Origin of the sequence: Geothrix sp. (assembly GCF_049292215.1) — a bacterium.
Taxonomy (GTDB): Bacteria; Acidobacteriota; Holophagae; order Holophagales; family Holophagaceae; genus Geothrix.
Genome location: NZ_JBATQW010000009.1, coordinates 142,682 through 167,477 on the forward strand (window position 1 = coordinate 142,682; position 24,796 = coordinate 167,477).

General features: G+C 66.8%; 26 protein-coding genes. 7 read left to right on the top strand and 19 right to left on the bottom strand.

From position 1 onward, the window contains the following. Entirely contained in the window at window positions 1–6,303 is a 6,303-nt protein-coding gene (locus WAS25_RS01730; RefSeq protein WP_422309697.1) for a PAS domain S-box protein, read from the bottom strand. Between the two features lie 159 nt (window positions 6,304–6,462). On the opposite strand from WAS25_RS01730, the gene WAS25_RS01735 reads away from it, so the two are divergent. Beyond that, a complete protein-coding gene (locus tag WAS25_RS01735; RefSeq protein ID WP_422309699.1) occupies window positions 6,463–7,509 on the top strand; it encodes a prephenate dehydrogenase/arogenate dehydrogenase family protein in 1,047 nt (348 codons plus the stop codon). A gap of 1 nt (window position 7,510) precedes the next feature. Here WAS25_RS01735 and WAS25_RS01740 read toward each other — a convergent pair whose 3' ends face one another. The 15 genes from WAS25_RS01740 to WAS25_RS01810 form a co-directional block, all read right to left on the bottom strand. Continuing rightward, the gene (locus WAS25_RS01740) at window positions 7,511–8,209 is read right to left on the bottom strand and encodes a DUF2461 domain-containing protein (RefSeq protein ID WP_422309701.1); all 699 of its coding nucleotides are present in this window, start codon (window positions 8,207–8,209) and stop codon (window positions 7,511–7,513) included. Between the two features lie 152 nt (window positions 8,210–8,361). Further along, complete coding sequence (locus WAS25_RS01745; protein WP_422309703.1) at window positions 8,362–8,940, bottom strand: Fe-Mn family superoxide dismutase; 579 nt, start codon at window positions 8,938–8,940, stop codon at window positions 8,362–8,364. A gap of 71 nt (window positions 8,941–9,011) precedes the next feature. Further along, entirely contained in the window at window positions 9,012–9,455 is a 444-nt protein-coding gene (locus WAS25_RS01750; protein ID WP_422309705.1) for a Dps family protein, read from the bottom strand. A gap of 10 nt (window positions 9,456–9,465) precedes the next feature. Further along, a complete protein-coding gene (locus tag WAS25_RS01755) occupies window positions 9,466–10,014 on the bottom strand; it encodes a DUF3501 family protein (RefSeq protein ID WP_422309707.1) in 549 nt (182 codons plus the stop codon). Window positions 10,015–10,021: 7 nt separating this feature from the next. Further along, entirely contained in the window at window positions 10,022–10,486 is a 465-nt protein-coding gene (locus WAS25_RS01760; protein ID WP_422309709.1) for a rubrerythrin family protein, read from the bottom strand. 140 nt (window positions 10,487–10,626) lie between these two features. Beyond that, the gene (locus WAS25_RS01765; protein WP_422309711.1) at window positions 10,627–11,124 is read right to left on the bottom strand and encodes a HugZ family protein; all 498 of its coding nucleotides are present in this window, start codon (window positions 11,122–11,124) and stop codon (window positions 10,627–10,629) included. 13 nt (window positions 11,125–11,137) lie between these two features. Beyond that, window positions 11,138–11,314, bottom strand: a complete 177-nt coding sequence (locus WAS25_RS01770) for a hypothetical protein (RefSeq protein ID WP_422309713.1) — start codon at window positions 11,312–11,314, stop codon at window positions 11,138–11,140. Between the two features lie 51 nt (window positions 11,315–11,365). After that, a complete protein-coding gene (locus WAS25_RS01775) occupies window positions 11,366–11,848 on the bottom strand; it encodes a YaiI/YqxD family protein (protein WP_422309715.1) in 483 nt (160 codons plus the stop codon). A gap of 35 nt (window positions 11,849–11,883) precedes the next feature. Continuing rightward, the gene (locus WAS25_RS01780; RefSeq protein WP_422309717.1) at window positions 11,884–12,099 is read right to left on the bottom strand and encodes a hypothetical protein; all 216 of its coding nucleotides are present in this window, start codon (window positions 12,097–12,099) and stop codon (window positions 11,884–11,886) included. A 13-nt stretch (window positions 12,100–12,112) separates the two neighbouring features. Next, window positions 12,113–12,430, bottom strand: a complete 318-nt coding sequence (locus WAS25_RS01785) for a hypothetical protein (RefSeq protein ID WP_422309719.1) — start codon at window positions 12,428–12,430, stop codon at window positions 12,113–12,115. Window positions 12,431–12,453: 23 nt separating this feature from the next. Then, a complete protein-coding gene (locus WAS25_RS01790; protein ID WP_422309721.1) occupies window positions 12,454–13,341 on the bottom strand; it encodes an aldo/keto reductase in 888 nt (295 codons plus the stop codon). Between the two features lie 59 nt (window positions 13,342–13,400). Beyond that, complete coding sequence (locus WAS25_RS01795) at window positions 13,401–13,778, bottom strand: hypothetical protein (protein ID WP_422309723.1); 378 nt, start codon at window positions 13,776–13,778, stop codon at window positions 13,401–13,403. Between the two features lie 10 nt (window positions 13,779–13,788). After that, window positions 13,789–14,352, bottom strand: coding sequence for a GTP cyclohydrolase I (gene folE / locus WAS25_RS01800; RefSeq protein ID WP_422309725.1), 564 nt, complete (start codon window positions 14,350–14,352; stop codon window positions 13,789–13,791). A gap of 33 nt (window positions 14,353–14,385) precedes the next feature. Beyond that, window positions 14,386–14,856 (bottom strand): hypothetical protein, encoded by a 471-nt coding sequence (locus tag WAS25_RS01805; RefSeq protein ID WP_422309727.1) that lies wholly within the window; start codon window positions 14,854–14,856, stop codon window positions 14,386–14,388. A gap of 80 nt (window positions 14,857–14,936) precedes the next feature. Further along, window positions 14,937–15,617: a hypothetical protein gene (locus WAS25_RS01810; protein WP_422309729.1), complete on the bottom strand. Its 681-nt coding sequence runs from the start codon at window positions 15,615–15,617 to the stop codon at window positions 14,937–14,939. A gap of 89 nt (window positions 15,618–15,706) precedes the next feature. On the opposite strand from WAS25_RS01810, the gene purM reads away from it, so the two are divergent. Together purM and WAS25_RS01820 are read left to right on the top strand one after the other, a co-directional pair. After that, on the top strand, window positions 15,707–16,741 hold the full coding sequence (gene purM, locus WAS25_RS01815) for a phosphoribosylformylglycinamidine cyclo-ligase (RefSeq protein ID WP_422309731.1): 1,035 nt from the start codon (window positions 15,707–15,709) through the stop codon (window positions 16,739–16,741). Then, window positions 16,725–17,783 carry an acyltransferase family protein gene (locus WAS25_RS01820; RefSeq protein ID WP_422309732.1) on the top strand — a complete coding sequence of 353 codons (1,059 nt, stop codon included), beginning with the start codon at window positions 16,725–16,727 and terminating at the stop codon, window positions 17,781–17,783. Before purM ends, WAS25_RS01820 begins: the two co-directional genes overlap by 17 nt. Here the strand turns inward: WAS25_RS01820 and WAS25_RS01825 are convergent, their stop codons facing one another. Further along, window positions 17,784–19,226, bottom strand: a complete 1,443-nt coding sequence (locus WAS25_RS01825; protein WP_422309734.1) for a helix-turn-helix domain-containing protein — start codon at window positions 19,224–19,226, stop codon at window positions 17,784–17,786. 152 nt (window positions 19,227–19,378) lie between these two features. Here WAS25_RS01825 and aceA point away from each other — a divergent pair, with 152 nt between their 5' ends. Continuing rightward, window positions 19,379–20,653: an isocitrate lyase gene (gene aceA, locus WAS25_RS01830; RefSeq protein WP_422309736.1), complete on the top strand. Its 1,275-nt coding sequence runs from the start codon at window positions 19,379–19,381 to the stop codon at window positions 20,651–20,653. A gap of 8 nt (window positions 20,654–20,661) precedes the next feature. Here the strand turns inward: aceA and WAS25_RS01835 are convergent, their stop codons facing one another. Beyond that, window positions 20,662–21,081: a hypothetical protein gene (locus WAS25_RS01835; protein ID WP_422309737.1), complete on the bottom strand. Its 420-nt coding sequence runs from the start codon at window positions 21,079–21,081 to the stop codon at window positions 20,662–20,664. Window positions 21,082–21,099: 18 nt separating this feature from the next. Continuing rightward, a complete protein-coding gene (locus tag WAS25_RS01840; RefSeq protein ID WP_422309739.1) occupies window positions 21,100–21,942 on the bottom strand; it encodes an alpha/beta hydrolase family protein in 843 nt (280 codons plus the stop codon). 93 nt (window positions 21,943–22,035) lie between these two features. Here WAS25_RS01840 and frr point away from each other — a divergent pair, with 93 nt between their 5' ends. From frr to WAS25_RS01855, 3 genes are all read left to right on the top strand, one after another. Continuing rightward, entirely contained in the window at window positions 22,036–22,611 is a 576-nt protein-coding gene (gene frr, locus WAS25_RS01845) for a ribosome recycling factor (RefSeq protein WP_422309741.1), read from the top strand. 4 nt (window positions 22,612–22,615) lie between these two features. Continuing rightward, window positions 22,616–23,389 carry a TSUP family transporter gene (locus WAS25_RS01850; protein ID WP_422309742.1) on the top strand — a complete coding sequence of 258 codons (774 nt, stop codon included), beginning with the start codon at window positions 22,616–22,618 and terminating at the stop codon, window positions 23,387–23,389. A gap of 85 nt (window positions 23,390–23,474) precedes the next feature. Further along, window positions 23,475–24,626 carry a sensor histidine kinase gene (locus WAS25_RS01855; protein ID WP_422309744.1) on the top strand — a complete coding sequence of 384 codons (1,152 nt, stop codon included), beginning with the start codon at window positions 23,475–23,477 and terminating at the stop codon, window positions 24,624–24,626. Window positions 24,627–24,796: the final 170 nt, after the last annotated feature.

A 24,796-nucleotide genomic window follows, 5' to 3' on the forward strand; every position in this document is an offset into this window, starting at 1 on the left:
TCAGGGAACGTCCAGGGGAAGGCCAAGCGCGGTGAACAGCTCGGCGAGAATCTGGGCTGCGCCGTTGAAATCCATGCGAACCATGCAGTCCTCCAACGGCACCATCCGAGGATCAGCCCACAGCAGCGCCTTCAAGTCCTCCACGTCCTTCCGGGCCGAGAGGCTCTTCCTGCGCAGGTTCCGAAGCAGCGAGGGGAGCAGGACCTTTAGTCGATCCAGCTCAGGCCCTGCGGGCCGGGAGGGGGCCTGGGGACCTCGAGGATCCAGCCTGGGCAGGTGGTGCAGGGTTGACTCAAGGATCGTCGCCATGTCCTGGCCAAGCGGCGTCCAGGGTTGCCCTGCCTGAATGGCTGCTTCCAGAGCCAAGGCGCTGTCCCGGATGCCGGACGTAGCCACCACGCCGCTCAGGCCCTTGAGGCCATGGGCCACGCGGGCCGCCCCGGGGGCATCTCCTTCCAGCAGGGCTTCCTGGAGCCTTGTGAGCTGGGCTGAGAGGTCGCCGCGCAGGACTTCCAGCAGGTGGGCCACCTTCCGCTCATCACCTTTGAACTGCGACAGGAGGGTCGCGAGGGCAGGGACCCCCGCCTGAGTTGGCTGTTGCGGGGGCGGGGTGTGCGGGGCCCGGGGCGGCTGGCCGGGGTGAAGCCAGCGTGTCAGCGCCTCCATCAGCACCTCGGGTTCGAAGGGCTTGGGGATGTGATCGTTCATGCCCGCGGCCAGGCAGCGTTGGCGCTCGGACTCCATGGCATGGGCGGTCATGGCGAGGATGGGGAGGTCCAGGCGGGTCTTCCGGATCAGGGCGGTGGCCTCTAGGCCGTCCATGCCGGGCATCTGGATGTCCATCAGCACCAGGTCGATGGATGCTCCCGGAGCCAGTGCCTTGGCCACGGCCTCGTGTCCATCGAAGGCCAACCCAACCTGGTAGCCCTCGCCTTCGAGCATCTCCTGGGCGACGATCCGGTTGGTCTCGTTGTCCTCGACCAGGAGGATCCTTCCCTTCGTCCGAGGAAGACCGGCCGAGGTCTGGGGTGAGTTTGGGGGCAGCGACGGCAACCAATGTGGGTGCGCCAGGGCATCCCGGAGGGTGTCCCGCAGGAGGGTCAGACTCAGCGGTTTCAAGAGGACGCCATCCAACTCGGGGAGATCAGATAGGTGATTCAGTTCCTCCCCTCCGTAGGCCGTCACCAGGATCAGGGCGGGCTTCACGGGCAGACGCGGATCCCCCAGAATTATTCGAGCTGTCTCTAGGCCATCCATATCGGGCATGCGCCAGTCGAGGAGGACCACCTCGCATCGGCGGTTCCGCCGCTCGGCTTGCACCAGGAGCTCGATGGCCTCAGGCCCGGAACCGATGGTCTGCGGCACCAGGCCCAGGCTGCCCAGCAGATCGGCCAGCGTTTCCTGGGCGAAGGGATCGTTGTCCACCACCAGGGCCCGCCTCCCGGCGAGGGCATCAGCGAGCGTATCAAGGGGTGGCTTTGCGACCGTGACGGGGATCGCGTCCTGCACCCGAAGGGGGACCGTGAAGGAGAAAAGGCTGCCTTGGCCGGGCTTGCTTTCGGCGCTGATCTCGCCTTCCATCAGGGCCACCAGTCGCTTGCTGATGGCGAGGCCTAGGCCGCTGCCGCCGAAGCGCCGGGTGGTGGAGCTGTCCGCCTGGCTGAAGGGCTGGAACAGGGTGGGAAGCACCTCGGGGGAAATGCCAATGCCGGAGTCCTGGATGTCGAACCGGAGCCGGATGTGACTGTTCTCGCGGGACAGCAGCTTGGCGGAAACGGAGACCCAACCCCGTTCCGTGAACTTCACGGCGTTGTTGGCGAGGTTGAGCAGCACTTGGCCCAGGCGGAGGGAATCTCCGATCAAGGCCGTGGGGATCTCTTCGGGCAGGTCGAAGCAGACGGCCAACCCCTTCTCCCGGGCCCGTTCTGACACGATGTTGGCGACATGCTCGAACACACTGGCAAGGCTGAAGTTCGCCAGTTCAAGATCCATCCTCCCCGCCTCGATCTTGGAGAGATCCAGGATGTCGTTGAGGATGCCCAGCAGCAACCGGGAGGAGTCCTGGATGCGGGCCAGGTAGTCACGCTGCTTGGGGGTGAGGTCCGTGCGCAGTGCCAGGTGGCTGAGGCCCATGACGGCATTCATGGGGGTGCGGATCTCATGGCTCATGTTGGCCAGGAACTCGCTCTTGGCCCGGTTGGCGGCTTCGGCGGTTGCCGTGGCGTCCCGGAGTTCCTGCTCGATCTTGAGGCGCCTGCGGAGGTCGTACCAGATGCCCATCAGGTGCGGTCGGCCGGAAACCGTCACAGGCACGATCGTCACCTCGACGGGGATCGCCTCGCCCGACGCGCTGAGACACAGCCATTCAAAGGTGTGCCGGTTCTTCGCGAGGGCCGTAGCCACCATCTCGATGCCCTTCGCCATGGACAGCTCGCCATCGGGTTGCCGCTCCGGCGCCAGCGCTGCCGGGTGCTGGCCAGCCACCTCCGGCAATCCCGCGTATCCCAGGAGCTCCAGGAAGGCGGCGTTGCAGTCTACGATGGCCGCGGTCTCATCGATGATGACGTAGGCCTCAGAGGAAGCATTGAAGAGGCTGCTGAAGCGCTGGCTGGCGGCTTCGGCTGTTTCCTTGGCTTTGAGGAGGGCGTCCTGGGCCAACTTGAGAGCCGTGATGTCCTGGACCACACCGAAAATATCGGTGGGTTTTCCACTGGCATCTCGCACTAGGCGCCCAATGGCGTGGATCCAGACGATGCGGCCATCGACCGGACGCCGATAGGCGTAAATGGCCTCACAAAGGGGAATCCGCCCTTCGGCTGTAGCGATGAAGTTTTCCTTTGTCGCTGCTGCGGCGGCTTTATCGCCTGCTTCCACATGGGCGAACCATTCCTCTTCAAAGCGATAGCGCCAGCCCTCCCGTGGGGGGTCCCCCAAAATACGGGCCGCTCGTTCCGAGGAGTTGTACCACCCGGAACCGTCGAGGGGCGCATGCCAGTATCCGGCCAGCGAGAGGTCCAACGCCTGATCGCTTTGGAAGTTGGCCAGTTGCAGCTTTGCTTCTGCCCCTTTGAGGTCGGTGATGTCGTAGTTGATGCCCACCATACGCGTGGGGTTGCCGGCTTCGTCCCGCAGGGTCCGGGAGGCGGCCTTGATATGGCGCACGGTGCCATCGGGCCAGCGCACCTTGAACTCCGGAGCGAATTCTTGCTCGCCCCTCAGAGCGGCCTGGATCTCCGCATCTCCCCGCACCTTGTCCTCAGGGTCGAGGCCGTTCACCCAGGCCTCGTAGGCCCCGCTGAAGTCCTCCTGCTGGATGCCGTAGAGGCGGTACATCTGGTCATTCCATATCAACTCGTTGGTCACCACGTCCCAGTCCCAGATGCCAATGCCGGCGCCCTGAGTGGCGATGGCGAGCCGCTCCTGTGCGGTGGAAAGCGTTGCCTCCATCTGCTTCCGGGCCGTGATGTCCGCGACGATGCCGATGAGGTTCTGGACCACACCCTGGGCATTCCGAATGGCGGAAATGGAAAGCAGACCCCAGACAACCTCGCCGTCCTTGCGCAGATACCGCTTCTCCTGGACATAGGAACCGAGGCCGCCGCTGAGCAGGGCCTGGACATATTGGCTGGTGACGTCCCGATCCTCCGGGTGAGTGATATCCCGGTTGGTGAGTTGCAGCAGCTCCTCGGGCTCATAGCCCAGGAACTGGGCAAACTGGGCGTTGACTTGCACGTAGCGGCCGTGGGTGTCAATGAGGCCGATGCCCACCCCCGCGCTGTCGAAGATTGCCTTCAAACGGGCTTGGCTGACGCGGATCTCGGCCTCGGCCTTGCGTTGGGCCGTGATGTCCTCGAAGGTGCCCAGGATGCCCCGGACTTCCCCATCGGTCCCGCGCAGGGGCACCTTGCTGGTGCGCACCCAGGCGACCTGGCCATCGGGCGTGGGCATGGGTTCCTCGAAACCAATGCGCGGCAGGCCCGAATCCATCACGGCCCGGTCATCCGCCCGGTAGGCCTCGGCCTGCTCGGGCCAAGCCAGGGCGAAATCGTCTTTCCCTGGCAGCTCTGCTAGGCTCTCCAGCCCCGCGTCCTGGGCAAAGGTCTGGTTGCCACCCAGGTAGCGCAGCTCCCGATCCTTCCAGAAGACCCGGGCCGGGATGGTGTCCAGCACGGTCTGGAGCATGAGGGTGGTTTCTTGTAGAGATCCTTCGGCCAACTCTTGGCGACGGGAGGCGAGGAACACGCGCCAGGCCGCCAGGGCCAGTAGGCTGAGCAGCAGGGCTTCCAGGGCGAGGATCTTCAGAGCGAGAGGCAGGAGGCCCGAATGGAACTGGGCTCGGGGAAGAAAGGTCACGAGCTTCCAGGATCCTTGGAAGCCCTGCGGAGCATGGGGGCTGAAGCCAGCCTCGCCGCGCAGGGCCTCGGCGGCCGGCCGCACGGTGTCAATGGACCACAGACCCTCGGCGTCCTCGAACTGGCCCTGCTCCAGGGCCTGGACCCGTGCCCAGGCCTGGGGGTGCCGCTTGGCCATGGAGGCCTCAGGCCGCTTGAACATGAAGCCCCACTCCAGCTCCGGTGCGGGTCCCTTGAGCCAGTAGCCCTCGTGGTCCACGAGCCATGGCGGAATTCCGAAGGTTCCGCGAATCTGATCCAGCTCCTTCAGGTGGGGGGAACCCAAAATGTTGAGCACCAGGACCCCGCGCTTGACACCCTTCGCGTCGATGAGCGGCTTGGCCAGGCGGAGCATCGGTTTGAGGGGCAGCTCGACGCGGCCCTGCTCGATGTTGAGGTCGAAGCGCGAGAGGAAGGCTGCCCCCCGGCCCAGTTTGAGCGTCTCGGTGACATAGTCCCGGCCGGCCTTGCTCTGGAGTTGGTCTTTGGGAACGGCCTTCGGTCGGCCGGCCTCGTAGTTCACCCGGGCCCGCTCCATCCCCTGGGGGTCGAGCCAGCGGATCTGGTCGTAGATCCCCTTGGCGCGGGCGAAGGCCTCCCAGTCCCCCAGGAAATGAGCGGTGGCCTGCGGCGATGGGGTGGCAAGCGCCTCGGCGAGCCCAGCGTGGTTGGCGAGGTAGTCCAGATCTCCGGTTAGGGTCCGGAGCCAGCTTTCGGTTTTCTCCGCGGCCAGCCGTGCCGTGGTCGCCTCCTGGGCGCGGAGCCGCCCCAACTCCGCCGAGGCCAAGGTCCGATACACCACCATGCCCCCCAACAGCCCGAGCAGTGCGCCGGCTAGGAGCACCGCCATCAGGCGCCGTCGCAGGGCTCGGGCAGCCGCCGCCGATGCCGTTGGGGCCTCGGCTCGCTCGGGATTCCTCCAGGCGCGCAAGGCCAGGAAGGCACCACCTAGCAAGAGCAGGACCACCAGGCTCATCAGGAGCGTCCGCCCCCAGAGGGCGCCGTAGAGTTCCGCCTTGTCCTGCCTGGCCACGAGGAACCATGGCGTGCCCGGGATGGCCCTGGCGGCGCCCAGGATCGCTTGGCCTCGATAGTCCCGCCCTTCCAGGGTTTCTCGGCCCTGGACCGCCTGCACTGCCAGAGCCTCAGACTGTGTCAGGGGTAAGCGGAGGTTCAGGGCCGTGTTGGGGCGATTGCGCAGCTCGCTGAGAAAGACCACCTCCCCGCCCTGACGCTCCACCAGAAGGGTTTCGGCGCTGAGGGTGGGGATGGGCCAGGCCTTGAGGAGGGGGAACAGGAAGGCATTCGGATCAACCCGCAGCAGCATGAGGGCCACCGGACGACTTCCTGCTTGGTCCACGGCGATCAGGGGCGCCACCAGGTCCAGGGAAAGCGGTCGGCCGGGCAGCTCGAGGTCCCGGTGAATGGAGGTGAAGACGGGGGCCTGGGTCCGCCGGGCTTCTTCCAGGTAACGCGCTTCGGGGAGGTTGGGCGTGGCCTCGAAGCCCCGGCTGGACAGGAGTGGGCGGCCGTCGAGCCGGGTCAGGGTGACATCCACGTAGCCTTGAGCCTTGGCGATGGCCTGCAGGCGCCGCAGCCAGCGGGCTTGCCCGTCCTCAGAGGCTTGGCCGCTCTTGAGCCACGTTTCCAGTTCCAGGGCCATGACGGTGCCGCGGCTGAAGCCCAGGGCGCTGACCCTCTGGAACTCCACCCAGCTTTGGATCTGTTCCGCCTTCAGGACAGCCACCAGGGAGAGTTGTTCCTGGGCACGCCGACGGCTCTGGCGTTCCTGAAAGGAGTAGGTGCCCCAGCCTACGAGCCCCACGGCCAGGACTGTAAACACGAGGAAAGCCCAGGCCATGCCACGGGAGTGGCGGTTCCATATGGAAGAACCGACTGGGCTGGCTGGCATGGTGGAACTCCTACCCTCCGTTCTGCTGTGTGCGCTGCAAGCTTCGCTATCGGGATCGGCGCTTTTAGGCTCAACTTCTGGGGCGAATCCGGGCCTTCATCCCAAGGCGGCCAAGGCGGGGCCGCTGCGGTAGGCTTTTCCTTTGTCTCTGGAGCATTCATGCGCATCGGCATCCTGGGCTATGGCCGCTTCGGGAGGGCGCTGGGTTCGCTCCTCCGCGAGGCCGGCCATGCCTATCGGGCCTGGGATCCGGCTTCGGAGGTGCCTGCGGAACACCGCACGGCCGGTTTCCACGACCTGATTGAAGGCCAGGACACTCTGGTGTTGGCGGTGCCGATTCCGGCGCTGGGCAGTCTCCTGGGGACCCTGCGCCCCCACCTGAGGGCCGACCACCTCGTCTTCGACGTGGGCAGCGTGAAGGTGGGGCCCTGCGCCCTCCTGGAGGAGCACCTGGGTACGGCCATTCCCCATGTGGGCACCCACCCGCTGTTCGGACCCGTCAGCTTGGCCCGGGCCGAGCGTCCCTTGCGTGTGGTGCTCTGCGCCTCGCCGCACCATCCGACCGCGGCCCAGCGCGTCGAGAGCCTCTTCCAAAGCCTGGGCTGCGAGGTCCTGCGCCAGAGCCCCGAGGACCATGACCGCGTGATGGCCACGACCCATGCCCTGACCTTCTTCATCGCCAAGGGGCTGCTGGCGGTGGGCGCCGGAGCGGAGTTGCCCTTCACGCCACCCTCCTTCCACGCCATTGCGCGAACGCTTGAATCCGTGCGGGAGGACGCTGGGCATCTCTTCGCGGCCCTGCAGAACGAGAATCCCTTCGCCCTGGGGGCCCGCGAGGGCCTGTTGGAGGCGCTCTCCGCCATTCACCAAAGTCTCGCGGAGGCCGCCGAGTCCGGTGGTGGTGAGCAGCTCTCCATTCCCGATCTTGGAACGCGCTCACCGGCCCTGCAGGAGGCCCGCGATCACATCGACTCCCTGGACCAGGAGCTGGTGGCCCTGCTGGCGAGACGCACCGGGCTGGTGCTGCGCGCCGGCCGCGCCAAGGCGGAGCTGAACCTTCCCATTCACGACCCGGAGCGCGAGGCCGCTCAGCTCCAGGCCCGGAGGGCCTGGGCTGAGACCTCAGGCCTTAATCCACAGGGGGTGGAGGAGGTGTTCCGCGCGGTCCTGCGGGCCTCGAGGTCGGCCCAGGGGCTCCAGGGCTGAATTAAAAGGGAAGGTCGAGGGCCTTGCAGAGGAAGGTCACCAGGGGGGCGGCGTCCCGGCAGGCCTGGGCGAGGCGCTCGGGGAAGTCCGGGGCGAGCACCTGGGCGTCCGTGAAGGCCGTGGCTGCGTAGAAGTCCTTGAACTTGAGGTCCTCGGCGCAGGGGTGGTCCGGGTCGAAGCCCTGGGGTACCCGCTTGAGGGCCTCGCCTTCGATCTCGATGCCCGAGGCGCGGAGCTTCTTCCAGGCCGCGGACCTGGCGACGATGGCCTGGCGGACCTTGAAGAGCGCCTCGGGCTCCGGGTGCCAGAGGCCGCCGCCGGCAAAGCAGCCGCCGGGGTCGAGGTGGAGGTAAAACCCGGGTCCGTGGACGCCACCGGCCGCCTCAGAGCGGTGCCGGAAGTTGACGCCGAGATGGGTCTTGTAGGGCGCCTTGTCCTTGCTGAACCGCGTATCGCGGTAAATTCGGAAGAGGGAACCACCCACGGGGCGCGGGTCGGCTTCGAAGTGACGGCTGATCGCGGCCAGGGGTCTGCCGAACCCGGCGATGAGCCGCAATACGGGGTCACGGGTCTCGGATTCGTAGCGGGCTTTGTGCTCCTGAAACCAGGCCCGCTCGTTGTTCGACTTCAGGTCCTTCAGGAACCGGAAGAACTCCGGCCCCAGTGGATTCTCTTGCCCGGAGGGTGTTGCCTTCGCCACCTTGGCCTCCTCGCTACATGGCTCCAGGGTAGGACCGCCGGGCGCACGGCGTCACGCCAACTTCAAGGGCGCAACCCGGAGAAAAACCGGGCCCCCGAGTGGGGGCCCAGCCACGAGCACGCATAGAGCGGAGCGATGCCGCCCGCGCCCTCCTACTTGCCGAAACGCGTGGAAACTTCGCTCCACTTGATGTTCTCGACGAAGGTCTCGAGGTACTTCGCGCGGGCGATGCCGTAATCGACCATAAAGGCGTGCTCCCAGCTGTCCAGCACCACGAGCAGGTCCTGCTCGATGGGGAGGCCCAGGTGGTGCTCCGCGACGAAGTAGGTGTGCAGCTTGCCGTCGCGGCGGTTGCGGGTGAGCAGGGCCCAGCCGGGGCCACCCATGGCAGTGGCCTTGAGGTCGGCGATGACCTTGTCCTGACCGCCGGCAGCGTCCAGGGCGGCCTTGAGGCCGGCGCTGACGTCGCTGTCCGCACCCAGGTTCTCGAAGTAGAGCTCGTGGAGGAAGGAGCCGTTGAAGGCCACAGCCTCGCGGCGCTTCAGCTCGCTGAAATCGTTGAAGGAGTAATTGGGCTTCGTGTTGTCGGCAGTGGCGAGTTTCTCTTCGATCTCGTTCAGCTTGGTGACGTAGCCCTTGTAGAGGGTGAAGTGCTGGTCGAGCTGGGCGTCGCTGAGCCCCTTCAGGGCCCCGCCCTTCAGGTGGTCATAGGACTTGGCGGTGTAGGCCATGGTCTTCTCCTTGGGTGCGCGAATCGCGGAACAGTAGTTTACCAAAAAAGTCGGAATTTGGAGAAAGCAGGCTAGGCCAGCATCTCCCGGAGGAACCAGGCTTCCTTCTGGTGCACCTGGACAAAGCGGGTCAGCAGGTCGGCGGTGCCGGGGTCGCCCGCTTCGTTGGCCAGCTCGATGCCCTCGTGCAGGAGCGAGACCGTGGCCTCTTCGTTGGCCAGGGCTTCCTTCAACATGGTCTCGGGGTCCAGACGGGTGGCCGGGTTGGAGATGGCGGCCTTGGTCTGGGCTTCGATCTGGCCCGGGGCGTGGAGGGGGATGCCACCCACCATTCGAATGCGCTCGGCAAGCTCGTCCACGGTGCTGTCGGCGGCGGTGTAGAGATCCTCGAATCGCAGATGGTAGTCGCGGAAGTGGGGGCCGGTGACGGTCCAGTGGTAGCGCTTGGCATTGAGGGCCAGCACGAAGGCGGTGGCCAGTTCAGCATTGAGATGATCGATGACGGAACGGTTCATGGGTCTCTCCTCAGGAAGGCCAGGAGTCCCAGGCGGCAGGTGCGGGCCAGCGGCCCTGGACTTCGGGGTGGTTGGAGACGAGGGCGGCAATGCTGAGGCCGTCCGGAATCAGGTAGCGCAGGGCCAGCACCGAGGGCAGGCGGTCCTCGGGACCGGCGGTACCGCGGTCCACTGTGGGCACGGCCACCTTCCCATCGCTGAGCTCCAGGCGCAGGTCATCCGGGAATCCATGGAGTGCGGCCAGCCGTGCATGGCGCACCTCATCCGGGAAGCCAAGGAACAAGGTGGCGACGATGCTCTGGCCTCCCGGCTCCCGGCGCGGAGTCAGGGCGGCGAAGGCGGAACGCGCCTCAGCCAGATCCTCGAGGGAAGCCGACTCCGGGGAAATGCCTTCGGCCCAGAGGGTCTCGACGATCTGGTCCTCCACGCTTTCGAGGGTCTCAGGCTGGAAGGTGATGCCCTCGGCCAAGTCCAGCCGGAGGGCTGCCTGGCGGGTGAGGAACTCCAGCCGCGCTGCAAAGCGGGCTCGTTCGGTGGCGGGGTCGAAGGCTAGGTTCATGGCTGGCTCAGATGTGCTTGGCGATGTCGGCGTCGGGCTTGGCGATGCTGCCGGCCTGGAGCCGGGTCAGCGCGTCCTGGAAGCGGCCTGCGTGGAAGCGCTCCACCTTAGCCAGCGTCTCGAACCAGGCGGCGATCTCAGCGTGGCCCTCCTCCCGCGCCACGCGGGCGAACTCGGGATACATGTCCGTGTATTCGTAGGTCTCACCAGCCACGGCGGACTTCAGGTTGGTCAGCGTATCGCCCAGGGGCAGGCCCGTGGCGGGGTCGCCAGCCTGCGCGGCCAGGAACATGAGGTGCTTGAGGGCGTGGCCGGTCTCACCATCGGCACTGTGCTTGAACAGGCTGGCCACCTCAGGCAGGCCCTCCTTCTCCGCGACCTGGGCCATCCAGGTGTAGCGCCGGTTCGCCTGGCTCTCGCCGGCAAAGGCGGCCTTGAGGTTCTGGTGGGTCTTGGACTCGGTGAAGGACATGGCATCTCCTGTGGGCCGCGAGCGGCGGCCTCAAGGTAGTGCCATCCCCGTGCCAGAGCAATAAACCAAATCATTGAACAAATTCTGTAACTTAATCGCGCGCCCGCGGGGGTGAATCCACGACTGGCCGGGACCTGAAATCACGATATGTCGAGAGTGTCGGGCCTGGAGACCCGGGCCAGGGCTGCCTGGATCTGGTTCGCTTCGAGGCTCAGGGCTCTGCCGAACCCGCTCACCAGCCGTCCGGCCTCGATCTGGATGAGGAAGAAGGAAAAGTCCCCGAGCCCGAGGGTCAGTTCCGCTTGCGGGAATCGGGCCAGGTAGACCTGGGCGGCGGCGGCATGGACCCCGGACTCCGGGGTGATCACCTCGGCCCGCCCTTCGAGGCTCAGGCGGGGCAGGGCCAGGGGGTCCTGGTCAGTGAGCGGCGCCATGAGCATGAGGCTGACCCGGGGGTCCGAGGTCATGTCTCGGGTGTGCTGGGCGAGCCGGCTGACATGGATGAGAAAGCCTGTCCCGCCTGGAGCCAGGGCCACAGGCACCATGGACACGAAGGGAGCCCCCGCATGAAGCGTCCCCAGCGCGGCGACGGGGATGGCCAGGAGGGCCTGCAGGGAGGCTTCGGTGGGCTGATCCATGAGATCCCGCGACCTATGACTCGGAGGTTTCGCCGGTTTCCGTGGACTCTTCCGACTCTTCCGTCTCGGGGATGTCGTTGCCCTGGGCGTCCTTCTTCAGCGCCTTCTTCTGCAGCTTCTCTTCTTTCTTCTTGATGCGAGCCAGGTCCTTTTGGCGCTTCTCGAAGTTGTAGTTGGGCTTTCTGGCCATGGTGGATCCGATCGCAAAAAGGGATGAAGCCGACTCAGCCCGTGTTGCAGTCTACCGCTTCACCCGCCTCTGTGCCTGGATGAGGTCGTCCAGCCGCTGGAGAAAGGTCGAGCGGTCCCGGGCCGTGAAGGGCGGCGGGCCGCCCCCCATCTCGCCCATGGCCCGGAGGTGGGCCATGAGCTCGCGGCTCGCCAGGGCATCGCCGATGGAGTCGGGCGAGTACACCTTGCCCTTCGCGTCCAGCGCCCGGGCGCCCTTCTCCAGGCAGCGGGCCGCCAGGGGGATGTCCGCCGTCACCGCGATGTCTCGGTCCGTGATCTGCTCGACGATCCAGTCGTCGGCGCCATCGAACTGGCCCCGGGCCACCACCACCGCCTCGAAGAGCGGGTTGCGGGGGATCCGTAAGGGCGAATTCGCCACGACCAGCACCTTCAGGCCGCAGCGCTGGGCGACCCGGAAGATCTCATCCTTTACTGGGCAGGCATCGGCATCCACGAAGATCCGCGAGGCTGGCGGTTCGCCTGCACCTGTCATGGGGTGGCCACCGGAACAGCCAGGCTGTACATGGCTCAGCCCTTCCGGCGCCAGACCAGCAGGGTGCCGCCGGCGATGGCCGCCAGGCCAACCCAGACCGGCACACGGATGGTCTCCTTCTGCTTCAGGGTGAACTCCAGGGGGCCCAGCTTGGCGTCGTGGCTGTCCTTGGTGTAGCTCAGCTCTGGCCAGGCAAGGGAGGCGGCCCCGAGGGCGATGAGGGCAAGACCTACCAGCGGCTTGAGGGACATGGGGACTCCCGGGTCAGGACTTCTTGGGGGCGGGCTTCTTTGGGGTGGCGCGCCGGCGCTCGGGCTTCCGGGGCTTGGCCGGGGGCTGGGTGGCGGTGTCGTAGAGGGTTTCGAGGCGGATGGCCTGGGCGGAGGTGTCCGCGGCCTTGTGGATCTCCTTGAGGACCGAGGCCACCAGGTCCAGGTTCGCCGCGTCGCCCTTCAGCAGCTCCTGGAAGGCCGCCGATTTCAGGGCTTCCAGGCGCTTCGACTGCCGCTTGCCCGCCGCCCAGTTCAGCAGCTTGGAGAACAGGTCATAGCCGAGCTTTAGTTCAGGGGTGGGGAGGGTCATGGGGACAGTGTAAGGGTGAGCGGTCAGATCAACCCGGGCCAACCCTGATCATGGCGCCTGTAGGCATCCCTGAAGCGTTCCACCTCCTCCCTGGACAAAGGACCCTTCTCGATCCAGGCCAGGTTCTCCTTGAAGTGCTCCAGGCTGCGGGTGCCCACGATGCTACTGGCCACACCGGGCCAGTGGGCGGTGAAGCGCAGGGCCAGCTCATTCCAGGTGTGGGCCTCCGGCGGAGCGCCGAGTCCCATGGTCTGCCAGCGATCCCAGTACTGGCCCTCGGCCTGGGCCTCAGGTCGCAGGGGCTGGTCCCATACGGCCCCGGCGATGGGGCGTTTGGCGATCACCCCCAGGCCGAGGGCCTGGAGGGTGGGCAGGCGCTGGTCGAGGTTCCCCTGGTCGCAGAGGCTGATGGAGGTCTGCACGGAGCCGAAGCGGCCGGAGAACGTGGCGAAGTCCAACTCGGCGTTGTCGCCGGAATAGGCCACCACACCCACGGTGCCGACCCGGGCGCAGGCCTCCAGGGCCTCGATGACCTCGCCCCGTTCGAGGATGGCCAACGGGCAGGAGTGCAGGTGGACGATGTCCAGCCGCTCGCAGCGCAGGCGCCTGAGGGCGGCCTCGACACCAGCCTTGATGCAGGGCCCTGTCCAGTCCGGCACGCCGGGAATGCCATAGCCCACCTTGGTGGAGAGCAGGAACTCCTGGCGCCGGTGGGCCAGGTGGCGGCCGATCCGCTCCTCCGACAGACCGTAGCCGCGCGCCGTGTCGATGAGGTTCACACCCAGGTCCAGCACCGCGTTCAGCAGGTGAGCCGCCTCTGACTCGGTGACGCGGCCATCGTTGAGGTGCATGGCGCCGAACCCGAGAGGCGAGACCTTCAGACCCGTCCTTCCGAACTCGTTGAACTGCATTGGATGCTCCAGCAAGCGTGGGCCGGGAGGTTCTGCGGCGGCCGGGGCGGCGGGGTGGTCTAGGGTTTCGTCCCTGCCTGCAGCTCATCCAGGCGGCGATCCGCCTCCTCGAGGCTGTGGGTTTCTTCCGCGCGGTAGCCCGCGGCTTCGGTGATCCGCTCGAACTGGATTCGGCTCAAGGGGATCTTCACCACCCGAACGATGGGCCCGGCGCCCTTGAGCTTCAGGGCGGCCTTCACGCGCAGTAGATCCTTGAACCCCTCCTCGTTGGAAGCATGAAGGGCTGAGATGTCGCTGACCACGCCGAAGCCTTCCGACAGCTTGGCTGTCTCTGCGATCAAGGCCTTCATGGCCTCCTGGCGCTCAGGTCCCTCGATGTGCCCGGCTAAGGTGATGTAGAGCCGGTTGCGCTCAGGGTCTGAGGTGACTCGAAACACCGGCGGCTCCTCAGGACCGGAAGGGCGGAGGTGGAGTCATGCCCCAGGTTCCCCCCAGCAGGGTGGTCCGTACGGGCACGCCCGGAGTCTTCACGCCGCGGTGGGCCATGCAGGTGTGGACGGCCACCAGCTGGACGCCCCAGGCTGCGGGTCGGAGGTGGGTCTGGAGGGCCTCGGCGATCTGCTGGGCCATGCGCTCCTGCACCTGCAGGCGCCAGGCGTAGGCCTGCACCACCCGCACGAGCTTGCTGAGGCCCACGGTGCCACCCTCCCCCGGCAGGTAGCCGACGGTGGCATGGCCTTCAAACGGGGCCAGATGGTGCTCGCAGGTGCTCACGAAGGGGATGCGCTCAAGGATGACCGGCACCGGTGCCAGGTCGCCCGGCAGGGGTTTCAGCTCGGAGCCTAGGTCCACGCCGTAGCCCGCCAACCGTTCGGCCCAGTACTCCGAGACCCGGGCGGGGGTGTCCTGGAGCTCCGGGGCTCCCGGATCCTGGCCGAGACCGCACAGCAGCGCGCGGACGGCGGCCTCTGTGGCGGCGCGATCAAAGGGGATGACGGGCGGCTCGGACATGGTTCCGCCAGTCTACGCTTGCCCGACTCCAGTTCAGGCCAGCAGGTTCAGGCCTGAGGCCAACTGTGACTGCTGGCCGGCTGCGGCGGTCTGGGCTGCGGTGTGATTCGGGTTCTGGCTCTGGTCGTAGGCGTAGCGCACCAGGGCCTGGGCGGAGGAGGGCGACAGCATGGCCACGGACCAGGGAAGGGGGGAGACGGCCGAGGAGGCCTTTCCCTGGCCTCCACTGAGGGAGGACAAGAGATCCTGCACGGCGGAGGAACCGTTCCCAGCCGATGCCGAGGCAGCGTAGGTCAAGGAGGCCAGGGCCGAGCGGCTGGAACTCCCAGCCAGGGCGGCCAGCGGGTCGGTCGAGCCGGCATTCGAGAGGAGGGTGCGGGCCTCCGCCACCTGCGACTGGACCATAGCCAGTCCCTTGGACATGGCCTGGCTGGTGCTGCCGGTCTGACCGAGGGCGCTCTGGTAGGCATAGGAAGAGAGGGCACTGATCGGATTCACGCTCATGGACCCTCCTCCTGGTTACCATCGGCAGGTCTGGCCGGAAAAATGAGGCGTTTCTGCCCTGATCTCTGCCTGATTAAACCTTAGGCGAAGAGGTCAACTCGGCTTGCATCCGAGGTGATCGCGGGCATCGGGTTGACCTCGTAGTTCCTCAGCACTCGGGCGATGGAGGCCTGGGGCAGGGCAAAGGCCTCGGATCCGGGGGCTCCGGCCTGGCCTTGCAGGTTGCCCAGGCGTTGCACGGTGGCGGCGTCCCGGATCAGACCGGTACTCAAGTCCGCACTTGGGCCGGCAAGCGACCCCTGGCCGGCCACCCCGGCCCCGAAGCGCAGGGCCGCCTGCAGGGCGAACTCCAGGGAGGAGCTGTTGGCAAAGGCATCCTGGGTGATGGGGGTATCCGTCAGGACGGCCGCCGGGGGCGTGGCACTGGGGGCGGTGGAGGGGGCGGCCTGGGAGATGGCCTGGGTGGTGGCGTTGGGAACGGGAGTGGCGCTGGCTGGGGCCTGGGGAGCCGTCAGGGAGGCGAGAAGGGAGGCCGTGGCCGCCTGGCCAAACCCGACATTGCCACCACCTGGTTCAGAGATCGGAAAGGCGGTGCTGGCCTGGAGGGCCCGCTGGAACAGGCCCTGGGCCACGTCCTGGATGGCCAGGGCGCTGGATCCAGGGGCCTTGGCTTCCTGGATGGGCAGGGGCTGAAGGGGGCGAAGGGCGCTCAGGCCGCTGAGGGTGGCCGGACCGAGGGGGCTGAGGGAGAGGGCGTCCATACACCTTCAAAGATAGGCCGTTCCTGCGGGAAGGTTTGGCCTCGGAGGGAAAAGATCCCTGTGGGATCATGGTGGATTCGGGAGGGGCGATGAGCCAGAAGGTCAGTTACGCGTCCAGCGGCGTGGACATCAACCGCCAGGACGAGGCCCTGCGTCGCATCAAGCCCCTCGTGAAGGCCACGAAGACCCCCGGCGTCCGCAGTGACATCGGGCTGTTCGGCGGGCTCTTCGACGCCCGGTTCCCCGAGGCCAAGCCCATCCTTGTCAGCAGCATGGACGGCGTGGGGACCAAGATGAAGGTGGCCCGCCGCGCTGGCATCTGGGACACCGTGGGGCAGGATCTGGTGAACCACTGCATCAACGACATCCTCGTCCAGGGCGCCCGACCCCTGTTCTTCCTGGACTACATCGCGGCCCAGCAGCTGGAGCCCGAGGTCATCGAGCAGATCGTGAAGGGCATGGCCACCGCATGCAAGAACTCGGCTTCGGCCCTCATCGGCGGCGAGTTGGCGGAGATGCCCGGCGTCTACGCCGAGGGTGAGGTCGATGTGGCCGGCACCATCGTGGGCGTGGTGGACGAGGCGGACCTCCTGCCGCGCCTGGACGCCATGGCCGCCGGCGACGTGCTGCTGGGCCTGCCCAGCTCGGGCCTCCACACCAACGGCTATTCCCTGGCCCGCAAGGTCTGCTTCGAGCTGGAGAAGCTCGGCGTGGCCGACACCCTGCCCGGCACCACGCAAACCGTCGCCCAGGCCCTCCTGGCCATCCATCGCAGCTACCTGAGCCAGGTCATGCCCCTGGTGAAGGCGCACAAGCTGGTGGCCATGGCCCACATCACGGGGGGCGGCCTCACGGACAACATCCCCCGCGTGCTGCCCGGAACGCTGGATGCCGAGATCGACACCGCCAGCTGGCAAATTCCGGCGCTATTCACCTTCCTCATGGAGAAGGGTGGCCTTGGTATCGACGATGCCCGTCAGGCCCTGAACCTGGGGGTGGGCATGGTGCTCGTGGTGAAGGCCGACCGGGCCCAGGAGGTGCTGGACGAGCTCCACGCCGCCGAAGAGCCTGCCTGGGTGCTGGGGCGCCTGACCGCCGGTTCGGGCATTGTCCGCTACCGCTAGGCCCAAGGGCCGCCTCGGCTTCCTGGATCCCCTTCGCGGCATCCTGGCACTCTGCGTGGCGGTCTACCACCTCAGCGTGTGGTACGACCTGACCCAGTCGGGTTCAGGCCAGAACATGGCCCTGGCGAAACTGGGGAACTACGGCGTTTCAGCCTTCTTCGTGCTGAGCGGATTCCTACTTTTCCGTACTGCGACCTGGGAGCGGATTCAGAAGGAGGGGGTCTGGCGCTTCTGGTTCCGGCGCTTCCTGCGGCTGGCACCAGTGTTCTACCTGGCCTGCGCGCTGAATGTGGCCTTCCGCCTGGGCATGGGCCCCGGTCCGACGCCCCGCTTCCTGCTCGAGAACCTGACGCTCACCTTCGGCGCCTTCCACCCCAACCACGCCCTGGTGACCGGCGGCTGGTACGTGGGGCTGGTCTCGCTGCTCTACTACGCCTACCCGGCGCTGGCCTGGCTGCGGGAGAAGGCAGGCCCTCGCGGCGGTCTGGTGTTCCTGGCGACGCTGGCCGTGGGGCTCTGGCTGTGGAGCCTGCCGTCCACGCTCTACGGCGTCATGGACCAGCCGCGCTGGAACCAGTTCCACACCTATGTCCAGGCACCCAACCAGGTCTTCCTGCTGGCCTGGGGTGGCCTGCTGGCGGGACTGCACGCCCGCACAGAGGAGCGGTTGGATCCCAAGGTCGCCCTGCTCATCGCCCTGCCGCTGCTGTGGCTGCTGCTGCGGCCCACCCCCCAGTTCTTCGACCACCTGGTGGCCCTGACCGGCTGGCTCCGGTACCGCTACCTGCTAATCATCACCGTCCTGGTGGCTCTGGCGGCTTTCACCCGGGATGGCAAGCCAGGCTGGTTTGGCAAGGTCCTCACGCGCCTGGGCGCCTGGAGCTACGGACTGTACCTCCTCCACCCATTCACCATGAAGCTGGTAGCGCCGCACGTGCAGGGGCGCCTCGGGTTCTTGCTGTCACTGGGTCTCGCCGTCCTCGCGGCGGCGGCGGTCCATCGCTGGATCGAGGAACCGGCGGGGCGGCTCGCCAAGGGGTGATCAAGAGCCTTCGATGCGGGCGTAGAAGCTGGTCCGGCGCAGGTTCTCCTCGACTTTGAAGGCCTGCTGCAGGGGCGGGAAGGCGCGTTGCTCGCAGTCTGTGCGCTCGCAGAGGCGGCAGGTGACGCCGATGGGCACGGGGGGCTGATCGAGGCGCAGGCCGTCGGCGTAGATGAGGTCCTTGGCGTGGCCCATCTCGCAGCCCAGGCCCACTGCCTGCATGGCGTGCTGGCCGCGGTAGCCCCCGGTGTCCTTCTGCAGGGTGCGGGCGATGCAGAAGTATTTGCGGCCATCGGGCATCTCGCTGATCTGGGTGCGGATGAGACCCGGCGTGAGGAAGGCGGCGTGGGCGTTCCAGCGGGGGCAGGCGCCGGAGAAGCGCGCGAAACGGATGCCCGAGGCGGAGAAGCTCTTGGAGATGTTCCCGGCGATGTCGATGCGCAGGAAGTGGAAGGGCACGCCCTCCAGGCCGGGACGGCGCATGGTGGTGAGGCGATGGCACACCTGCTCGAAGCTGGCCTGGAACCGCTTGGCCAGGATGTCGATGTCATAGCGCTCCGACCTGGCGGCCTTGAGGAAGCGCTCGTAGGGCATCAGCACGGCGCTGGCGAAGTAGTTGGCCAGCGCGACCCGGGCCAGGGCCTTCGACGAGGGGGTGCGCAGCAGCGGGTGGGCGGTGAGGCGCTCCAGCAGGTCGCTGTGCTCGAGCAGGGCCAGCTGGTGGGCCAGCTGGAAGGTGCGGCTGCGCTGAGGCAGCAGCTCGGACAGGCTGAGGGTGCGGCGGTCCGGATCAAAGCGGCGGAGCAGGCCCGGGCCGTCGGACACCCGGTGGATTTTCACGGTGATGCCGCGCGCCTCGACCACGGATACCAGCCCGGGGTAGGGGTGATCGACATCCAGGCTGGCGCTGGCCCAGAGCGCTTCCGCCTCGGCTTCCAGCTCCGGGAAGTGGTTCATGGCCTGCTGGATGAAGTCGCCGACCTCCTCCGAGGGCAGCCGCGTGGCTTCGGGATCGAAGCCCTGGCCATCGCTGAGCTTGGAGGAGAGTGTGCCGAGGCTGTCTTGGGCATGCTGGAAGGCGCGGTAGAGCTCGAAGACCCCGCGGGCCAGGTCAGGGCTGTTCTGCACCAGCTCGCGCACGTCCTGGGCCTGCAGTCCCAGCGGCTCGAACAGAGGGTCGCCGAAGACCTCCATGAGATCGTCCGACAGGCGCTGGTCCTCCTCCGGGGCCAGGGCCTTCAGGTCCAGCTTGAACTGCTGGGCCAGGCGGATGAGGAGGGGGGCGGTGAGGGGCCGCTTGTTGCCCTCGATGAGGTTCAGGTAGCTGGGGCTGATGCCGAGCGCCTCGGCCAACTGGACCTGGCTCAGGCCCTCCTGGCGGCGGAGGAGGCGGATCTTGGCGCCAAGACGGGCGGCGGACTTGGTGGGCGCGGCGGATGGCATGGGGACCTCGTTTACATCAATTTACAGAATCAATGGAGAAAATTGACTGAAATTTTCAATTCAACCCCTATCAAATCAGCTGTTCATTGACTTGAACCAGAATAGGTCAATCTTTGACATCACGCCACCCATAACCCTTTCCGAGGTGCCCCATGACCCCCCAGTTCCCCATCCCCCCCATCGAAGACGACTTCTCGGCCCACCGCTGGGAAGGCCTCACCCGGCCCTACACGGCCGAGACCGTGAAGAAGCTCCGCGGCAGCCTCCGCATCGAGCACACGATTGCCAAGCTGGGGGCCCGCAAGCTCTGGAAGCTGCTCCAGAACGAGGAGCCCACCCGCGCCCTCGGCGCCATGACGGGCGGGCAGGCGGTCCAGATGGCCAAGGCGGGGCTGAAGGCCATCTACTGCTCCGGCTGGCAGGTGGCGGCAGACGCCAACCTCTCGGGCCAGTCCTACCCGGACCAGAGCCTCTACCCGGCCAACTCTGTGCCGGCCCTGGTCAAGCGGCTGAACAACGCTCTCCAGCGCACGGACCAGGTCGAGCATGGCGAAGGTGGCATCACCCGGGACTGGTTCCTGCCCATCGTGGCCGATGCGGAGGCGGGCTTCGGCGGGCCGTTGAATGCCTTTGAACTGATGAAGGGCATGATCGAGGCGGGCGCCGCGGGCGTCCACTTCGAGGACCAGCTCTCCAGCGAGAAGAAGTGCGGCCACCTGGGCGGCAAGGTGCTCATCCCCACCGGCCACTTCATCCGCACCCTGGTGGCGGCCCGTCTCGCAGCGGACGTCATGGACGTGCCCACCCTGGTCATCGCCCGCACGGACGCTGATTCCGCCCGCCTCATCACCTCGGACATCGACGAGCGCGACCAGCCCTTCCTCACGGGCGAGCGCACCCCCGAGGGCTTCCATCGCATCACCGGCGGCGTCGAGATGGCCATCGCCCGGGCCAAGGCCTACGCGCCCTACTGCGACATGATCTGGTGCGAGACCTCCACGCCCGACCTGAAAGAGGCCCGCGAGTTCGCCGAGGGTGTCCATGCCGAGTTCCCCGGCAAGCTGCTGGCCTACAACTGCTCGCCCTCCTTCAACTGGAAGAAGAAGCTCTCCGATGAGGAGATCGCCACGTTCCAGCGCGAACTGGGGGCCATGGGCTACAAGTTCCAGTTCATCACCCTGGCTGGCTTCCACAGCCTCAACCACGGCATGTTTGAGCTGGCCAACGCCTACCGCACCGAGCACATGACCGCCTACTCCCGCCTGCAGGAGGCCGAGTTCGCGTCCGAAGCGAAGGGCTACACCGCCACCAAGCACCAGCGGGAAGTGGGCACCGGCTACTTCGACGAGGTGGCCCAGGCCATCAGCGGCGGCCTCGCCTCCACGCTGGCCTTGGCGGGTTCCACCGAGGCTCAGCAGTTCCACTAGGGCCTGGGCTACTTCACGCTGGTGAGCACCCGCCAGACGTCCACCATGACATTTCCACCTGGCAGGGTGTTTGGGTAGACCACGGAAAAGGAGAGGCGCAGACCTCCCGCTCCGACCAGGTCGAAGCGCAAAGGGCGGTCCTGCTGGGACCAGCGATCAGGGGCGACCGTCCAACGGAGGGTCGCCCTTGGTTCGTTGGGGATCATGTCGAAGGTCTGGCCCTCCCCGGTCTCGACCATCCACGTGCCGGCTGGCAGCAACAGCTCCACCTGCCAGCGGCCCTCCAACTTCCGGGCTTCGGCGCGCAGGTCCTCCATCGACCGACCGCCCAGGCGCGTCTCCAGCCGCCGGGGGCCTGAGCAGGCAAGGGGGCACAGCATGAGGATGCCGCCCAGGAGGTGCACCACCCAGCGTCGAGTGGGGGTCATGGGACCTCCGGATCGAGCCTACTTGGGGGCTTGGGCTTTCTGGCTGGCCACGGTCTGGTCGTTGATGACGTTGCCTGGCGTGGTGGGCTTCTTCGGGGCGGCGGGGACGTAGGCCTTGCCCGTGTGGTGGTAGGTGAGGTACTCACCGAAGAAGACGGCCATGAGGTCGGCGCGGGTCTTGAAGTAGTCGAAGCCGTGCTCGTCACCTTCCTTGAGGCTGAGGGAGACGCCGGGCAGGTCCTTCAGGGCCTGCGCATTCTCAAAGGCGTCCTTGTCACCCTTCGAGGCCAGTACCAGGGTGGAGGCCTTGCCTCGCAGGGTGGCGCCCTTGAGCCCCTCCCGGGCATCCGCTCCGAAGGCGCCGGTGCCGGCGGCGCTCAGGCTGAGCACTGCCACGGGCTTCACCTCGGGGGCGGCCAGGAGCACGGAGAAGGCCCCCACGCTGGAGCCCGCAAGGCCGATGCGACGGCCGTCCACGCCGGGCTGCTTGCGGAGCCAAGCGGCGGCCTGGGCCAGGTCGGCGGGGATTTGGGTGAAACCCACGGCCTTGGCAGAGGCCATGAAGTCGCTGGTGACGGCCACATCGACGCCGTTCTTCTTGGTGCTGGCGCCATGCCCACGGAGGTCCAGGGCCAGGGTGCCGATGCCACGGGCCGCGAGCCGTTCGGCCAGGGGCGCCCAGCCGGTGCGGTCGGCACCGAACTGATGGGCGAGAATGACCACGGGCACCTTGCCCTTGGTTCCGGGGAGGGTGAGGGTGCCCCTGAGGGCATAGCCATCCGCGCTGGCGAGCGCCATGTCGGACGGGGCCGCGTTCAAGGCCAGGGCTGCCAAGGGGACCAACAGGCGGAGCATGCGCATGGGGACCTCGGGAAAGTGCCCCCACTCTAGCACGCATGGAACCGCTGGCTTCATGGGGTATAAAGGAGAGATTCACGTGCTTTCGAGGTGCCCATGACCGCCCAGACCCCCGATGCCATCCTGCAGGAGACGAAGCGCCGCATGCATGCGTCCGTGGAGGCGCTGAAGAAGGAGATGGCCACCATCCGCACCGGCCGGGCCAATGCCAGCCTGCTGGACAACGTCCACGTGGACTACTACGGCTCGGTGGTGCCTGTGAACCAGATGGCCACGATCTCCGTCCCCGAGGCCGGGATGCTCGTGATCCAGCCCTTCGACAAGAGCAGCATCAAGGCCATCGAGACGGCCATCCTCAAGTCCGAGCTGGGCATCAACCCCGGTAACGACGGCAACGTGATCCGCCTGCCCATCCCCATGCTCACCGAGGAACGTCGAAGGGACCTGGTGAAGGTGCTCCATCGGCTGGGCGAAGAGATCAAGACCGGCGTGCGCAACATCCGCCGCGATGCCAACGAGGACGTAAAGAAACTTGAGAAGGCCAAGGAGGCCCACATCTCCGAGGACGTGGCCAAGAAGTGCCTGGACGACATCCAGAAGCTGACGGACGCCCACATCAAGGAGATCGACGAGGCCATGAAGCACAAAGAGGCGGAGATCCTCAAAGTCTGAGCCCGTGCTCAGTCTTCCCGTCCTGCTCCTCCTCATGCTCGCCTCCCTGCTGGCGGGCTTCGTTGATGCCATCGTGGGCGGGGGTGGCCTGATCACGATCCCGGCGCTGATGATCGCCCTGCCTTCCGGCACGCCGCTGCCAACATTGCTCGGGACCAACAAAGTGGTGGCAGTCACCGGAGCCACCATGGCGGCGGGGAAGTTCCTGCGCTCCGGGACGCTCTCCTGGCGCGAGATGCTCGGTCCCGTGGCCGCCTCGGCCATCGGGGCCTCCGGTGGCGTGTGGCTCACCTACCGGGTGCATGGGGATTTCCTGCGACCGGTGATGTTCGGCCTGCTGGTGGTGATGCTGGCCTTCACGCTGCTGAAGCCGGACATGGGGAACCTGCACGCCCCGCGCTTCGGCCTCAGCCACCAGCGAGGCCTGGCCGCGCTCATCGCCTTCTGCCTCGGCTTCTACGACGGCTTCTTCGGCCCAGGTGTGGGTTCCCTTCTGATCTTTCTCTTCGTAGCGATCCTGGGCTTCGACTTCCTGCGGGCCTCGGCCCTGGCCAAGAGCGTCAACTGGGCCTCGAACCTGACCGCCATGGGCCTGTTCGTCTGGCAGGGCAGCTGGCTACCCTCCGTGGCCCTCGGCATGGCCGCTGCCAACGGGGTGGGCGGCTACTTGGGGGCCCACGTGGCGCTGAGCAAGGGCAGCCGGTGGGTCCGGGGTGTGTTCATCGGGGTCGTGGGGGCCCTGATCCTTCGCCTAGGGTGGCAAGTTCTGCACGGCTGAAGGCCGAACAATTCAGAGCTAAAAGTAGGGAAACCCCTTATTGATGATTGGTGCGTGCCCTACATACTTGTCTTACGAGGCATCTATGATTCTGGAAGGTGGGCCGTCAGGGCAGGGAGGCGTTTTCGCGCCTCCGGGCCGGGCCACGCCGGCGAAGCTTAAGGTACAGGCCAACCTCTGCCTCGATGATGCGACGGTTCATGCGGTGCTGGAGGCCGTGGACAGCTATGCGGTGATCCTCAATTCCCAGCGCCAGATTCTCGCGGCCAATCCCGTGTTGCTGGATGCCCTGACCCTGGAGGGGCCAGCCCGATGCCAGGGCCTGAGGATCGGCGAGACCCTGGAGTGTGTCCACGCCTGCGAGGGACCCGATGGCTGTGGCAGTTCCCGGGCCTGTCGGCGCTGCGGGGCGCTGCTGTCCATTCTTGCGACCCAGGCCACGGGGCAGGTCTCCGAGGGCGAGTGCCTGATCAGCCTGCAGCGGGAAGGGCGCTGGGAGGCTCGGGAGTTCGGGGTGCGCTCTTCGCCCCTCGTGGTCGCCGGGCACGCCCTGACCCTGCTCACCCTCCGGGACATCAGCGCCCAAAAACGGCGGGAGACCCTGGAGCGCATCTTCATCCATGACCTCATGAACTCTCTCCAGGGCCTGAAGGGCTGGGCGGAGATCCTCCAGGGCGCCGGTGCCGATGCCGCGTCAGTGGCTGGGCACGTGCTCGACATGGCAGGTCATCTGACCGCTGAGGTGGATGCCCAGCGGCGCCTCCTCCAGGCTGAGTGTGGCGAGCTGGTGCCTGACCTGCAAAGCGTGGCCGGCGAAGCCGTGCTGGATGAACTGGAACGGACCCTCGGCGCGTCCCTGGTCTCCCGGTTGGTCCGGATGCCGCCCGCGCCAGGCGCTGGATTCCTGCGCACCGACCCGGCGATTCTCGGCCGGGTCCTCAGCAACATGGCGGTGAACGCGGTGGAGGCCCTGCCACCTGGGGGACTCGCCCGAATCTGGTTTGAGCGCCGCTCGGGACGGCCCCGCTATGTCGTCGAGAACCCCGGGTGCATGGCCCCCGAGGTGGCGGACCGTGTGTTCCAGCGGTCCTTCAGCACCAAGGCGAACCGTGGCCGCGGCCTGGGCACCTACGGGATGAAGCTGCTGGGCGAGACAGTCCTGGGTGGACAGGTGGGCTTCACCACCAACTGGACTGAAGGCACCCGCTTCTTCATCGAGCTTCCGGGGGATGACTGAAAAGCAGGCCACGGTATGCTGATCCCTCCATGCCTGCCCACCGACCCCGTCCCTTCGCCTGGGACGTCCTCTTCCGAGCGCTGAGGTTCTTCTACCTGCTGTGGGGCGGGATGCTCCTGTCGACCCTGGCCTTCTATGGCCGGCTGAGGCTGCCGTCCCTGTTCTGGCAG

What these genes read in the sequence shown, in the direction of transcription:
- WAS25_RS01745 (WP_422309703.1), bottom strand. Translation starts at nt 8,940, where the DNA reads ATGGCCTACACCGCCAAGTCCTATGACCACCTGAAGGGCGGGGCCCTG.
- WAS25_RS01750 (WP_422309705.1), bottom strand. Translation starts at nt 9,455, where the DNA reads ATGAACCGTTCCGTCATCGATCATCTCAATGCTGAACTGGCCACCGCC.
- WAS25_RS01790 (WP_422309721.1), bottom strand. Translation starts at nt 13,341, where the DNA reads ATGCAGTTCAACGAGTTCGGAAGGACGGGTCTGAAGGTCTCGCCTCTC.
- WAS25_RS01785 (WP_422309719.1), bottom strand. Translation starts at nt 12,430, where the DNA reads ATGACCCTCCCCACCCCTGAACTAAAGCTCGGCTATGACCTGTTCTCC.
- WAS25_RS01765 (WP_422309711.1), bottom strand. Translation starts at nt 11,124, where the DNA reads ATGGATCAGCCCACCGAAGCCTCCCTGCAGGCCCTCCTGGCCATCCCC.
- WAS25_RS01810 (WP_422309729.1), bottom strand. Translation starts at nt 15,617, where the DNA reads ATGGACGCCCTCTCCCTCAGCCCCCTCGGTCCGGCCACCCTCAGCGGC.
- WAS25_RS01760 (WP_422309709.1), bottom strand. Translation starts at nt 10,486, where the DNA reads ATGTCCTTCACCGAGTCCAAGACCCACCAGAACCTCAAGGCCGCCTTT.
- WAS25_RS01825 (WP_422309734.1), bottom strand. Translation starts at nt 19,226, where the DNA reads ATGCCATCCGCCGCGCCCACCAAGTCCGCCGCCCGTCTTGGCGCCAAG.
- folE (WP_422309725.1), bottom strand. Translation starts at nt 14,352, where the DNA reads ATGTCCGAGCCGCCCGTCATCCCCTTTGATCGCGCCGCCACAGAGGCC.
- frr (WP_422309741.1), top strand. Translation starts at nt 22,036, where the DNA reads ATGACCGCCCAGACCCCCGATGCCATCCTGCAGGAGACGAAGCGCCGC.
- purM (WP_422309731.1), top strand. Translation starts at nt 15,707, where the DNA reads ATGAGCCAGAAGGTCAGTTACGCGTCCAGCGGCGTGGACATCAACCGC.
- WAS25_RS01770 (WP_422309713.1), bottom strand. Translation starts at nt 11,314, where the DNA reads ATGGCCAGAAAGCCCAACTACAACTTCGAGAAGCGCCAAAAGGACCTG.
- WAS25_RS01835 (WP_422309737.1), bottom strand. Translation starts at nt 21,081, where the DNA reads ATGACCCCCACTCGACGCTGGGTGGTGCACCTCCTGGGCGGCATCCTC.
- WAS25_RS01855 (WP_422309744.1), top strand. Translation starts at nt 23,475, where the DNA reads ATGATTCTGGAAGGTGGGCCGTCAGGGCAGGGAGGCGTTTTCGCGCCT.
- WAS25_RS01735 (WP_422309699.1), top strand. Translation starts at nt 6,463, where the DNA reads ATGCGCATCGGCATCCTGGGCTATGGCCGCTTCGGGAGGGCGCTGGGT.
- WAS25_RS01840 (WP_422309739.1), bottom strand. Translation starts at nt 21,942, where the DNA reads ATGCGCATGCTCCGCCTGTTGGTCCCCTTGGCAGCCCTGGCCTTGAAC.
- WAS25_RS01780 (WP_422309717.1), bottom strand. Translation starts at nt 12,099, where the DNA reads ATGTCCCTCAAGCCGCTGGTAGGTCTTGCCCTCATCGCCCTCGGGGCC.
- WAS25_RS01775 (WP_422309715.1), bottom strand. Translation starts at nt 11,848, where the DNA reads ATGACAGGTGCAGGCGAACCGCCAGCCTCGCGGATCTTCGTGGATGCC.
- WAS25_RS01755 (WP_422309707.1), bottom strand. Translation starts at nt 10,014, where the DNA reads ATGAACCTAGCCTTCGACCCCGCCACCGAACGAGCCCGCTTTGCAGCG.
- aceA (WP_422309736.1), top strand. Translation starts at nt 19,379, where the DNA reads ATGACCCCCCAGTTCCCCATCCCCCCCATCGAAGACGACTTCTCGGCC.
- WAS25_RS01730 (WP_422309697.1), bottom strand. Translation starts at nt 6,303, where the DNA reads ATGCCAGCCAGCCCAGTCGGTTCTTCCATATGGAACCGCCACTCCCGT.
- WAS25_RS01805 (WP_422309727.1), bottom strand. Translation starts at nt 14,856, where the DNA reads ATGAGCGTGAATCCGATCAGTGCCCTCTCTTCCTATGCCTACCAGAGC.